Source organism: Neobacillus drentensis, assembly GCF_036965245.1.
Lineage (GTDB): Bacteria > Bacillota > Bacilli > Bacillales > Cytobacillaceae > Neobacillus > Neobacillus drentensis_G.
This window is the reverse complement of record NZ_JBALPG010000069.1, coordinates 1-12,843: the sequence shown is the minus strand read 5'-3', so window position 1 is coordinate 12,843 and position 12,843 is coordinate 1. Positions and strand designations below refer to the sequence as shown.

Genomic DNA, 12,843 nt, shown 5'->3' with positions numbered 1-12,843 from the left:
TTGAAAGATTATATCTTTTCAAGAATTTTGCATGTGACATTTTTCACAATCTTCACCTAACCGCAATGATTTAAAAAAATGTTCATTTTTTAGCTTTGAATTGTTCACATATTTCCAATAAATCAACAATGAATGGAAAAACGTTTAATAAAAAAAGCAAATCATTTTTTCTGAATGCTCTATTGGAATCTTTTTAATTGGATTTTAACCGTTATTGTTGCTGTTTTTGTAACATGTTTATGATAAAACGGTGATAAAATAAAAGAAAAAAATACGACAAGGAGTTTTCGAAAAAATGGAAAAACAATTTGAAAAGCTAACTGAAAAGATACAAGATATTAAGAGCTTAGTCAGTACATTTAATGCCACATTGGAAAACATTGAAAAAAGGCTATCGAGCTTAGAGAAGATGGACAGCATTGAACATAGGGTTGAAGTAAACCAAATTGATTTATCTGATATTAAAGATTCACTTCAGCGTATTGAGGAAAAACAGAGCAGTGAAATTCAGCATATCCACCGCCGCCTCGATTCTCATTTAGTGAAATTAGCAAAAGCAGAAGAGGATATAATCATTTTAAAAACAAAATAACTTAAAATGGAGACTGTATGAAATTATACAGTTTTTTTTTATAAAAAATAGACCGAGTGAATCGGTCTATTTTTAAATGAAAGAAAAATACTTATGAAAGGACTTCTGATTTAGATAGGGCTATCTGTGGGATGTTGGTTTCTTCATTATGAATATTTTTTGTTACTTCAATATATTTAATATGATGTTCTTCCATATCAAGGATTTTAAAGGTATAAGAATCGTGAAGAATGATGTCGCCTTCTTTAGCCTCGTAATTTTCGGTTAGAATCCAGCCGCCGATTGTATCTACATCTTCATCATTAATTTCAACACCCAATAAATCATTGATCTCACTTACTAAAACCTTTGAGTCAATAATATAATGGTTATCCTTAATTTTGCGGATTTCTGGAATTTCATCCATATCAAATTCATCACGAATCTCTCCAACAATTTCTTCAAGGATATCTTCAACCGTAACAAGTCCCGATGTTCCGCCGTATTCGTCCATTAAAATTGCCATATGCACACGGTCTTTTTGCATTTTAACTAATAAATCATGGATTGGAATGGTTTCTATTACTCTAATTATTGGGCGAGTATAACTTTCTAATGTGTGAGATGATAGATTTTCATTGCCAATTAAATCGGTCATAAGCTCCTTGATATTGACTAGACCAATAATATGGTCTTTATCGCCATCAATGACAGGGTACCTTGTGAACTTTTCTTCGCGTAAAACCTGAAGAAAGGTTTCTAATGAATCATCCTTTGACAACGAAACCATTTCGGTTCTTGGAACCATGATTTCTTTTGCAATCCGGTTATCAAATTCAAAAATTTTATTTACATACTTAAACTCCGATTGATTAATTTCACCACTTTTATAGCTTTCAGAAAGGATAATTCGAAGCTCTTCCTCCGTATGGGCTATTTCGTTTTCGGAAACGGGCTTTAGCCCAAATATGCTAGTTACAACCCGTGCTGACCCATTTAGAACCCAAATAAAAGGGTACATGATTTTATAAAATAGAATCAGCGGACGTGAGACAATCAAAGTGATCAGTTCAGCCTTTTGGATGGCCAGTGTTTTAGGTGCTAGTTCTCCAACCACAACATGTAAAAATGTAATGGTTGCAAACGCAATTCCAACTGATAATATTTGCGATGCGCTCTTAGGAATGTTTAGTTCATGAAAAAGAGGGCCAAGCATGTGCTCAATTGTCGATTCCCCAATCCAACCTAAACCTAAGGCAGTTATTGTAATACCTAATTGACAGGCAGACAGATATTCATCCAAGTTTGATATAACTCTTTTTGCTGAAACAGCATTCGAATTTCCTTCCTCAATTAACTGATCAATTCTTGAACTTCTAATTTTAACAATAGCAAATTCTGAAGTTACAAAAAAAGCAGTTAAGGCAATTAAAATGGCTATAATAACCAAGTTAAATATGTCCAAATAAGTTCCCTTATCCGTTTTTTGACGGCTAAGGAGTCACCTCCCAGTTTTTTAAAAAAATTAACTCGTTACATTCAAAAGGGATTTCACTAGTGCTGTCCGGAGTATGCTTAGATTGTTCGTTAGCTTCTTTTTTTGTTCGTCATCCAATTTTTCAAGAATTGGTATAAGATCAAACAAGTCACTATTAAGTTGTTTCATAAGCTGTGTTACGGAACTTACATGTTTTTCCACTTCTGATGCACGAATGTTTTTTTCTTTACGCATTTCTAGTTTTCTTTTAATCTCGTCTAATGGAAAGTGCAGACTCTTACATTCTTCTATAAATTTTAAGTCCTCTAATGATTCATCCGAATAAATGCGGTAATTTGACTTAGAGCGTTCTGCCTTCAATAACCCTATAGACGTATAATAGTCAATCGTTCGTTTAGAAACCATTGCTATTTCTGCTAATTCACCAATTCGATAGACAGCCCCATCATACCACCTCAACAATATATAAAATTAACAATAATTATAATGAATTTAAACCGTACAGTCAAACGTTCTGGTTGGGATATTAGTTGATATCAATATTTTATGGAAATTCACAGCAAATATGAATATCGAAATCAAAATATTACAAAAATTTAACTTTATAAATAACGTCCCCTAATCAGGAGACGTTGCTTCCTTTTTTAGCCGATGGGAAAGTAAACTTTCCCATCAGGCATAAGTGCAACTAAGCTTCTGTCTTCGCCTAACGGCTCGCCAATCAGCTAGTTTTCTTTACCTCAATATACATAATATGATGACCTTCAATTTCCTTAATTTGAAAAGTATATCCGTCCTTTTCAATGACATCATCTTTTTGGACATCAAACTTTTGCGTTAAAAACCAGCCGCCAATCGTGTCTACATCTTCCTCTTCAAGAGTAGTGCCCAGGAGATCATTTACTTCGCTGATCAGGACTTTTCCATCCAAAATAAAATTTCCATTTCCCTTTTTCTGAATTAAAGGGAGTTCGTCAATATCAAACTCATCCCGAATTTCCCCGACAATTTCTTCAAGAATGTCTTCGACCGTTACGATTCCCGCAGTACCGCCATATTCATCGGATAAAACTGCCAAATGTGAACGGTTTTTTTGCAGCTTCAGTAAAAGTTCTTTAATCGGTATGGTTTCAATCACACGAATAACTGGCTTTAAATATGGAATAAGTGGTTTTTCACCTAAACATTTTTGCTGGATACAATCCGTTAAAACTTCCTTTATATTGACAATTCCTAAAATATTGTCTTTATCACCATCAATTATTGGATACCTTGTATACTTTTCCTGTCTAACTGTTTCGATAATTTCATTCATCGCAGCCTCTTTGGATAGTGTAATGACTTCAGTTCTCGGCACCATGATTTCTTTTGCAATTCGATCATCAAACTCGAATATTTTATTTACATACTTGTACTCAGATTGATTTATTTCACCGCTCTCATAACTGTGGGATAGGAGCATACGCAATTCTTCCTCGGACATGACAAGTTCTTGTTCTGAAGCTGGTTTAATTCCGAATAGCCCTGTTATGTATCGAGCTGAACGATTAAGAATCCAAATGAACGGATATAAAAGTTTATAAAATAATATCAAAGGCTGGGCAACTAACATAATAATTTCTTCAGCCTTTTGGATCGCAAATGTTTTCGGTGCTAATTCACCGATTACTACATTGAAGAAAGTAATAATCGCAAACGCTAGAACCGTCGAAATAATGGGCTCTATAGATAACGGTAATTGAATCCATGAAAAGATTGGCTCCAAAAGTTTCCGGACTGTAGACTCGCCCCGCCATCCTAAAATTAAAGAAGTAATGGTGATGCCTACTTGTGTGGCCGAAAGGTATCCATCTAAATTAGAGATCACCTTTCTCGCAGCTTCAGCCTTTTTGTTACCTTCGGATACTAATTGGTCTATTCGAGTTGTTCTTACCCTTACAATGGCAAATTCTGAAGCAACAAAAAAAGCAGTAAAGGCAATAAGAACAGCTATTATAATCACATTCATCCAAATCATCGGTCACCCTACAAATAGTGGGGTATGCCACCTCACTTACTATTAACTCTATATACTTTTATTATTTCCAACTTTACATAAGATTGTCATAATATTATTTCAAAAAAAGTGTTAATTAGAAAAAACGTGGAAAATAGATAAGAAAATTTGCCGATTGGGGAACCCCTTTAGGCGGTTCATGATGCGTAGTCATCGAAAAACATAGCTTTTGAACTGTAAAGCTTCCCTTAGTGCACTTATGCTTTCCTATCGGCAAAAAAAAAGCCGTCAAACTGACGACATTAAGTATATTTTTAAATGTGCAAGGAATTCCAATCACGTGCAAGCATGCTATAAACGATTAGATCATGAAAATGGCCATTTAAATGTTCTCCGTCCCTAAGTTTTCCCTCTTTCATAAAACCAAGCCGTTCAGGAATCGCTCGGCTTTTTTTGTTTTTCACACCACAGCGAATTTCTATACGGTTTAATCCTAATTGGAAAAAGGCATAATTAATAAAGGCATGAACAGACCGAGTGATAATACCATGGCCTTCTGCATTTTTAGCGAGATAATAACCGATACTTGCCATGCTGTTGTACCAATCTATTTGATTTAATCCCAACGAGCCAACGAGTTCACCTTTATAAACAATACCAACGTTCATTCCGCTATTTTCAGCAAATTGCGTGAGCCACATCGGAATAATGGACTCAAAATGATAAAGGGTTGTCATATTATCCACCCATGGCATCCATTCGCGCAAATGTTCACGATTTTCCTCTACAAGTTTATACAGCTTTATGGCATGATGTGTTTGAAACAATTGAAGTTCGATTTCATGGTCAACTTTTAATGTAAACATAGGCCAATTCTCCCGAAAAAAAATTTTTGTATATCATATGCATGAAAGGGCAATGTCGGGAGATCAAACAAATAAAAAAATCCCTGCTTTATTAAAAGTGGGATTTGGCGTTATGCTTATAAAATTGTTTCATCCTGACCTGCAGGTGTTAAGGCAACAGGTAAGTAAATTGAAAAAGTGGTTTTATCCATCGAAGAATCACAGGTTAAATTTCCTTTATGTTTTTCAATGATTTCTTTACATACAAATAATCCAAGACCTGTTCCAAGTTTTTTAGTCGTGAAAAAAGGTTCGAAAATTGTTTTTCGTAATTCTGCCGGGATCACTGGGCCATTATTGGAAATACTGATTTTAATTTGCCGGTTATTTTCCAAACAGCTGTTAATCTCAATGGTGGGAGTAGGAGTCTCATGATGATTCAGAACATCAATCGCATTAAATATGATATTTATAAAAACCTGCCTGATTTCATCAGCATAGCCATTCAAGCTAAAATCTTCACTTAAATCTTTTTTGATTTTTACTTTACCGTCAAGAATACTTGGATAAAGGAAGTTTAATACTTCATCAATAAGTTTATTTAACCCGAATTGAACCTTCTCCTTCCCAATTAATTCTTTTTTGGAAAGTAATAAGAACTGGGATATTCGAAAATTAAGCTGTTCTAATTCACATGAAATGATATCTAAATACCTCATATTTGGAAAATCAGCTTTAAGTAATTGAATAAACCCTTGAATAGATGTAAGCGGGTTTCTAAATTCATGAATAAAACTTGAGGTCATTTGTCCGAGAAGTGTCAAACGATCCTGGTGTGTCGAATCAATGAACATTGTCTTTTCTTCAATAATTTTATTTTTTGCTTCTGAAAAATGGGACACGGCAAAATATAAAAATTTATCAAAGCAAAAATTAATCAGATTTATTGATTTCTGCATTTCTGACCATGAGATTCCTGTTTTACTTAAATAACTGTATAAAATCGTTCTGCCAAGATTGACATTATAGACAAAATCACCAATGTTAATATCGGCCAATACCCTTTCTTCTGACACCTCTATCGCAATTTTTTCAATAATATCTAACAGTTCTTGGTTAGATCTTAAATGCATAGTAAGTAACACATTTAATAATGCTTCCCCGTTATCACGAATTTTCATTTTGAAGGGGTCATCAAGATTAATCACAATAGCATTTTCCCATTCTTTTACCAATTTTTCTTTGTTTTGATTGAAAAAATCGATTAAATCCGTTTGTTCTCCCGTAAACATTTTGTTTCCCCCTATGGTATTAACAAAACTGATTACCATGATAATTCGCTGATGACGGCAAAAATCCTTTTTAAAATAAAAGATAAATATTTTTCCCAATATGATTTTTGTTAAAAAATATGACTATCTAGGATGATTTAACTAGAATATGACAGGATTACAACATGAGTGTAATGATTTCCTTGTAAAAACAATAAATCAATAGTATATTTTTTATGGAAACAATTGAATACTTCCACAGGGGGAGCTGCTATAGGCGGCTGAGAGTGAACGTTCGAGTTCTGACCCTATGAACCTGTTAGTTAACGCTAGCGTAGGGATGTGGTTTGCCGGATATTAAAGCAATGCAGACAATCCTTTTCGTCGTGCATTGCTTTTTTGTTTTGAAGATAAGAAATAGAATTCCAAGTGCTGCAGCTCCTATGGGCCTTGGGGCATAAGCCCCTGTTCAAGGCGCTACCGCTTTTATTGTTGTCTAGCTGCAGTGCCTAGGGGCTCGGGGTCATAAGCCAATCCGTCAAGAAGGCTAAACTGCAGCCTTCTCGCCGGCTTTTCTTATGCCTGTCGCCCCTGTTCAAGGCGCTTCCGCTTTTCTTTTTGGCACCATGTTGCTTTTAGGAAGATATCAAACGGATCCAAACATAAATAGGGGGAAGAAGAATGAACAAGAAGAGAAGTAACACACTATTTTTAACGGAAATTGCGGTTTTTACTGCACTTGCCTATTTACTGGACTTATTATCGGGATTCTTAATGGCAAGATTTTGGCCGCAGGGTGGATCCATTTCTATCGCTATGGTGCCAATTTTCCTTATGGCATACCGCTGGGGAATAAAGGGAGGACTATTAACAGGTTTTTTACTTGGATTATTACAATTTATTCTTGGCTTCGCACAAATTTATACCATTGTTCAAGGTATCATTGATTATTTTATCGCCTTTACAGTCGTTGGCTTCGCAGGCATTTTTGTTGGTCAAATCCAAAAATCCCTTGCTGAAGGGAAAAAAGGTAAATGGATGATATATACAGTAGTAGGTGCTTTTTTGGGAAGTTTTCTTCGCTATCTATGTCATGTAGTTTCTGGGATTGTGTTCTTCGGTGAATATGCGCCTAAGGGCCAGCCGGTAACCATTTACTCGCTCATATATAATGGAACGTATATGCTCCCAAGCTTTATAATCAGTGCGATAATCATCATCCTTGTGATTGGTGCAATGCCAAAGAAAAGTTTTTTACAAGAATATTAATATCGATGGAAAAAGAAAGGAAGATCACCTTTCTTTTTTTTTTTCGAACTTTTGTCACAAAATTAGTATGCCTTTTCCATAAAAAAAGTGTTAAAATGTCAATATAGAAAGATAATCATTCTCAATTAACATAGATAGGGTGATATACATGTTTGGTTCTTTAAAAGCAGGAGATAAGGGAAAGATCATTGACATTTCTCATGTTGGTCACCTGGTACAAAGACGTTTGCTTGATTTAGGTATTACCGAAGGGTCAGAAGTGTGTGTAAAATGCGTCATGCCGTTTGGCGGCCCGATTATGATTGAATCATGCGGACAATGTGTTGGAATTCGTCGCAAAGAAGCAGTTCAGATTGAAGTGGAGAGAATATAATGGAAATCGCTCTTATTGGAAACCCGAATACCGGGAAAACTTCATTGTTTAATAATCTAACAGGTTCCTATGAGTATGTTGGTAACTGGAGCGGTGTTACAGTTGAAAAGAAAGTTGGCGTATTCAAAAATAATATCGGTCATTTAATTGATTTACCTGGTGTATACACACTTAATCCACTTTCAAAGGATGAAGGTGTTGTAACCTCCTTCTTTTTAAATGAGTCTGTTGATCGCTTGTTAAATATATTAGATGCATCGCAATTAGAACGGAATTTACATTTGACTCTTCAATTGCTTGAATTTGAGAAGCCCGCCTTAATCGGTCTTAATATGATTGATGTGGCGAATAAGCGTGGGATTCACATAGATGCTTCGAAGCTTTCCAATGCCCTTGGTGTCCCTGTTGTTCCCGTCGTGGCAAGGAGCGGAAAAGGTTGTGACAAGCTAGTCGATGTTATCGCAACGGAATCAACTCGTCCGGCGAAAAAGAACCTCGTTTATTATGGAAAAGAGGTTGAGGAAGCTATTATAGCATTGACCGGTGAGGTGTTGGGGAAAACCGATCACTCCGCACGCTTTCTTGCAATTCAATATATTGAAGGAAATGAATATGTTAAAAACTATGTTAATAGTATTGCTGATTCAAAAAAATTACAAGCCATTATGGCAAACTTAGAATCTAAACTGTTGCAACAAAATGACATTAAATCATTAGCAAACTTTATTTATTTAAAAAGAAAAGAAGTCATTGAGGAAATCGTCGCAGAAGTAGCGAAAAAAAGTAACTCAGTTATTCCGCTGTCTGAAAAAATCGACAGCATTGTAACAAATCGGTTTCTTGGTATGCCAATCTTTTTGCTGTTAATGTATTTGATGTTTATGCTTACATTTGATTGGCTTGGAACGCCATTATCAGATGCTTTAGATGCCTTTTTAACAGGTCCTGTAACAGTTGGATTTGAAAAAGTTTTAACAGCCATCAATGCATCAGATTTTATTCATTCCCTAATTAATGATGGATTGATAGCAGGGGTTGGCGGAGTTCTTGTGTTTGTACCGCAAATCTTTATCCTTTTCTTCTTTATTTCATTATTAGAGGACTCCGGATATATGGCACGTGTTGCCTTGGTAATGGACAGGATTATGGAATCGGTAGGATTAAATGGTAAGGCTTTTATTCCGATGATGATCGGTTTTGGTTGTAATGTACCTGGAATCATGGCTGCTAGAACGATTGAAACTCCGAGGGAGAGGCTTTTAACGATTCTCCTGACACCGTTAATGTCTTGTTCAGCCCGCTTGCCCGTTTATGCATTATTTGTAGGAGCTTTTTTTGCAGGCCATAAGGCATTTGTGGTCCTTAGCCTTTATGTATTAGGTATCGTTGTAGCATTAATCTTAGCAAAAATCTTTTCTACTACTTTATTAAAATCAGAAACATCTTTATTTGTTATCGAGCTGCCTCCTTACAGGCTTCCTCAGTTCCAGTCATTATGGAGAAGCACATGGGACAAAGGGAAGGGGTTCATTAGAAAGGCAGGTACCTTTATTTTTGCCGGTTCCGTCTTTATCTGGCTGTTATCTTATGCTGGTCCTAATGGATTAAAAGTAGATATGGATCATAGTTATTTAGCAGCGATTGGAAATGTTATTGCACCAATTTTTGATCCAATTGGTTTTGGTACTTGGCAGGCATCTGCTTCATTAATTACTGGATTCCTTGCTAAAGAAGCTATAATCTCAACTATGAATATTATTTATTTTGTTCCAAATGATGCGAGCCTGCAGGGATTACTGGCTGATTTCTATACCCCGCTTTCTGCTTATAGTTTCATGGTGTTTATCCTTTTGTATATTCCGTGTTTAGCAACTGCGGCGACAATTTATAAAGAAACTGGATCCAAAAAATGGACGGCTTTTTCAATGATTTATGCATTTGCGATTGCCTATGTACTATCCTTAATTATTTACCAAGGCGGAAAGCTGTTTGGACTGGTTTAATTTTAAAAAGAGGTGGAGCAAATGATTGCCAGTGTTATCATTGGTGTAGCGATTTTTGGATACGCCAGCTTTGCATTAGTGAAGTTTATTAATAAATCGAAAAAGGGAAAATGCGCCGCATGTGATTTAAAAAGTTCATGTTCAAGTCAGTGCGGCCTGCCGCCCAATGTAAAATAAATAGTAAAAAGACTGCTATCGATAGCTGATAGCAGTTTTTTCATATCATTTGATTGATATAGGAAACTTGTGTAAAATTACACTAGATGCAATTGAAGGAAGGGCTTAACATGACCAGGGATGAAATTATCATGCAGGTTTCTGAAAAGCTTCGTCTAATACGGACCGAAGCAGGGTATACGCAGGATAAAATGGCAGATATTATTGGTGTATCAAAGAAAACACTTGTGCAAATTGAAAAAGGAAGAGTTCTGGCAAACTGGCCTACAGTTGTTTCGATTTGTGCGCTTTTTCGCGAAACGGAAACAGTACAATTTTTATTTGGAAACGAACCCCTTGAGGTGCTAGAAACGGTTGCCCTCGATGGAATCGATCTTCGGAAAACAAAAACACTGGGCGGCCGCATTTGGTGGCGAGTATTATCACAAAAAAATGGGTTTATTCTTCAGCAAAATATTTTAAGTAAACATTTTCGGATATTAGATGACAGAAATTACCGCATCTTTAGCAGCTTTGATGAAAAGCTTTCAAAACAGCGCTTCAAAGAAATAACCAATAAAGACATGTAAAGATGAGGACTCTGGCCCCATCTTTTTTAATGCGATCTATACTGAACCGTCATAAAAACGCATTGATAATCGAAAAGTATACCTGTTATAGAGATTACAGATAAAGGATGTCATCGAATTGGTGTTTAAAGGTAAAATGAATGGAATTTTAAAAAACTGGAAAAAGTGGCATTTTCTCCAAGTAATCGTATTATTGGTGTTAATAATAATCCTAAGCTTTTTTGGACTTCTATATTATTTTTCTAAGGATGCAGATATATCAGAACTGAAAAATGAACTGCCCCAGCCCACCGTTTTTTATGATGTAAGCGGGAACGTGGCAAGTAAGGTATCAGCCAATAAAAATGAAGGAGTGCCAATTGAGGAAGTACCAGATTCAATGAAAAATGCCGTCATTGCCGTTGAGGATCATCGATTTTACCGGCATAATGGCGTTGATTTAATAGGTATGTCTAGAGCTCTCTTCCGTGACCTAAAGGCAGGCGAGATGGTCGAGGGCGGCAGTACGATTACACAGCAATTAACGAAAAATACGATTCTAACTTCTGAAAAAACGCTAAAAAGAAAAATGCAGGAAGTATTTTTAGCCATAGCTGTTGAACGGGAATACACGAAAGAGGAAATCCTGCAAATGTATTTGAACCAAATTTATTTTGGAAATGGTGCATATGGTATTAAACAAGCGGCCAGCAAATATTTTGCAAAAGAGGTTAAAGACCTGTCCATAAGCGAATCAGCATTACTTGCGGGGCTAATAAAGGCGCCTTCTGCTCTTAACCCTTATGAACATATGGAAAAGGCAACAGAAAGACGAAATCTTGTGTTAGCCCTAATGAAACAGCAAGGATTTATATCCAGCCAGCAATATGAAAAAGCGAAACAGGAAAAAGTGGTTTTGAATGATAAAGGAGGCGACCCGTTCCGCGGGAAATATCCATACTATGTCGATCAAGTATTAGATGAAGCCATTAATCAATATGGGTTTACACAGGATGAATTATTGACTGGAGGCTACCAAATATATACAGAGCTTGATCCGACTATGCAATCGGCGATGGAGCAAACCTATCAAAATGATGCATTATTTCCAAAAGGAAATGACCGTCTTGTGCAAAGCGGTGGTGTTTTACTGGATCCAAAATCAGGCGGGATTAGGGCTCTTGTCGGTGGAAGAGGAGAGCATACCTTTAGGGGCTATAATCGTGCCTCCCAATTAAAAGCCCAGCCAGGATCTTCATTTAAACCTATAGCTGTCTATACTCCGGCACTTGAAGAGGGCTGGAAAATCACAGATATGTTAAAAGATGAGCCAATAAAGTTTGGGAATTATCAACCTAGCAATTATGACCATCAATATGCAGGAGAAGTACCAATGTATGAAGCAGTAAAGGAATCAAAAAATGTTTCAGCGGTGTGGCTCCTAAATGAATTAGGAATTGAAAAAGGGGTAGATTCGATTAACCGTTTTGGTATTTCATTAGACAAAGAAGATCATAATTTATCAATGGCTCTTGGCGGCTTGCATAAGGGCGTTTCACCTTTGAACATGGCAGAAGCTTATTCAGTTTTTCCTAATAACGGTGTTAGAATCAAAGCACATGCGATCAAAAAAATAGTTGATTCCAATGGCAATGTCGTAGCTGAGTGGAAGGTCCAAAAAGAGCGGGTAACGACAAAAGCTGTGACCGACGATATGACAACAATGCTTCTTGGTGTTGTAGAGCAAGGAACAGGAAAACCGGCACAAATACCAGGCCGGGAAACGGCGGGGAAAACAGGGTCTACACAGGTTCCAATTAAAGGGATCAACGGTTTGAAGGATCAATGGTTTGTAGGCTATACACCGCAGTTAGTAGGATCGATTTGGGTTGGCTATGATAAAACCGATGTTGAGCATTATATAACGCCCACTAGCGGAACAGGGGCATCGGTTATTTTCCGAGAAGTCATGAAGGAAGCTTTAAAAAATTCACCAAACCAAAGCTTTCAGGTAACCCATATTTCTACACTAATTGAACAGAGAAAAAAGGAAGAAGAAGAAAAGAATCGCAATAATTTTCAAGAGAAATTTAACAATGAAGTGCAAAAGTGGGAAGAAAAATGGAACAAACAAAAAGAAAAGTGGGATAAGAAACATAAGAATAAAGAAAAAGGCAACGGACATTAACTCAGGAAGGTGCGAAGAAATTCGTGCCTTTTTTAATGCCTTTTTGCAAGTACGCGTAGAAGGTCTCTACGTAGGTGTTATGAGTAAAAAAGAGGGCAAACATC

At 36.4% G+C, this 12,843-nt stretch carries 12 protein-coding genes and 1 riboswitch; of the genes, 7 read left to right on the top strand and 5 right to left on the bottom strand.

What is annotated here, in order from left to right; translation table 11 throughout:
- Positions 1-295: 295 nt before the first annotated feature.
- The gene (locus tag V7150_RS15465) at positions 296-592 is read left to right on the top strand and encodes a hypothetical protein (protein WP_335519976.1); all 297 of its coding nucleotides are present in this window, start codon (positions 296-298) and stop codon (positions 590-592) included.
- A gap of 91 nt (positions 593-683) precedes the next feature.
- Here the strand turns inward: V7150_RS15465 and V7150_RS15460 are convergent, their stop codons facing one another.
- The 5 genes from V7150_RS15460 to V7150_RS15440 all read right to left on the bottom strand — a co-directional run bounded on the left by V7150_RS15460 (position 684) and on the right by V7150_RS15440 (position 6,202).
- On the bottom strand, positions 684-2,036 hold the full coding sequence (locus V7150_RS15460; protein WP_335519974.1) for a hemolysin family protein: 1,353 nt from the start codon (positions 2,034-2,036) through the stop codon (positions 684-686).
- Between the two features lie 60 nt (positions 2,037-2,096).
- Positions 2,097-2,531: a MerR family transcriptional regulator gene (locus tag V7150_RS15455; RefSeq protein WP_335519972.1), complete on the bottom strand. Its 435-nt coding sequence runs from the start codon at positions 2,529-2,531 to the stop codon at positions 2,097-2,099.
- Between the two features lie 259 nt (positions 2,532-2,790).
- Positions 2,791-4,086, bottom strand: coding sequence for a hemolysin family protein (locus tag V7150_RS15450; protein ID WP_335519970.1), 1,296 nt, complete (start codon positions 4,084-4,086; stop codon positions 2,791-2,793).
- 293 nt (positions 4,087-4,379) lie between these two features.
- Positions 4,380-4,931, bottom strand: coding sequence for a GNAT family N-acetyltransferase (locus V7150_RS15445; protein ID WP_335519968.1), 552 nt, complete (start codon positions 4,929-4,931; stop codon positions 4,380-4,382).
- Between the two features lie 116 nt (positions 4,932-5,047).
- Positions 5,048-6,202 carry a histidine kinase N-terminal domain-containing protein gene (locus V7150_RS15440; RefSeq protein ID WP_335519965.1) on the bottom strand — a complete coding sequence of 385 codons (1,155 nt, stop codon included), beginning with the start codon at positions 6,200-6,202 and terminating at the stop codon, positions 5,048-5,050.
- A gap of 230 nt (positions 6,203-6,432) precedes the next feature.
- Positions 6,433-6,539: riboswitch (TPP riboswitch) on the top strand.
- Positions 6,540-6,862: 323 nt separating this feature from the next.
- On the opposite strand from V7150_RS15440, the gene thiT reads away from it, so the two are divergent.
- The 6 genes from thiT (at position 6,863) to V7150_RS15410 (ending at position 12,739) form a co-directional block, all read left to right on the top strand.
- Positions 6,863-7,450 carry an energy-coupled thiamine transporter ThiT gene (gene thiT / locus V7150_RS15435; protein ID WP_335519963.1) on the top strand — a complete coding sequence of 196 codons (588 nt, stop codon included), beginning with the start codon at positions 6,863-6,865 and terminating at the stop codon, positions 7,448-7,450.
- A gap of 148 nt (positions 7,451-7,598) precedes the next feature.
- A complete protein-coding gene (locus V7150_RS15430; RefSeq protein ID WP_024030721.1) occupies positions 7,599-7,823 on the top strand; it encodes a FeoA family protein in 225 nt (74 codons plus the stop codon).
- Positions 7,823-9,826: a ferrous iron transport protein B gene (gene feoB / locus V7150_RS15425; protein WP_335519960.1), complete on the top strand. Its 2,004-nt coding sequence runs from the start codon at positions 7,823-7,825 to the stop codon at positions 9,824-9,826. The genes V7150_RS15430 and feoB overlap by 1 nt, the downstream gene beginning before the upstream one ends.
- 21 nt (positions 9,827-9,847) lie before the next feature.
- Positions 9,848-10,003 (top strand): FeoB-associated Cys-rich membrane protein, encoded by a 156-nt coding sequence (locus tag V7150_RS15420; protein ID WP_335519957.1) that lies wholly within the window; start codon positions 9,848-9,850, stop codon positions 10,001-10,003.
- Positions 10,004-10,113: 110 nt separating this feature from the next.
- Positions 10,114-10,572, top strand: a complete 459-nt coding sequence (locus V7150_RS15415) for a helix-turn-helix transcriptional regulator (protein WP_335519953.1) — start codon at positions 10,114-10,116, stop codon at positions 10,570-10,572.
- 136 nt (positions 10,573-10,708) lie between these two features.
- Positions 10,709-12,739, top strand: coding sequence for a transglycosylase domain-containing protein (locus V7150_RS15410; protein WP_335519950.1), 2,031 nt, complete (start codon positions 10,709-10,711; stop codon positions 12,737-12,739).
- The last annotated feature ends 104 nt before the right edge of the window (positions 12,740-12,843 follow it).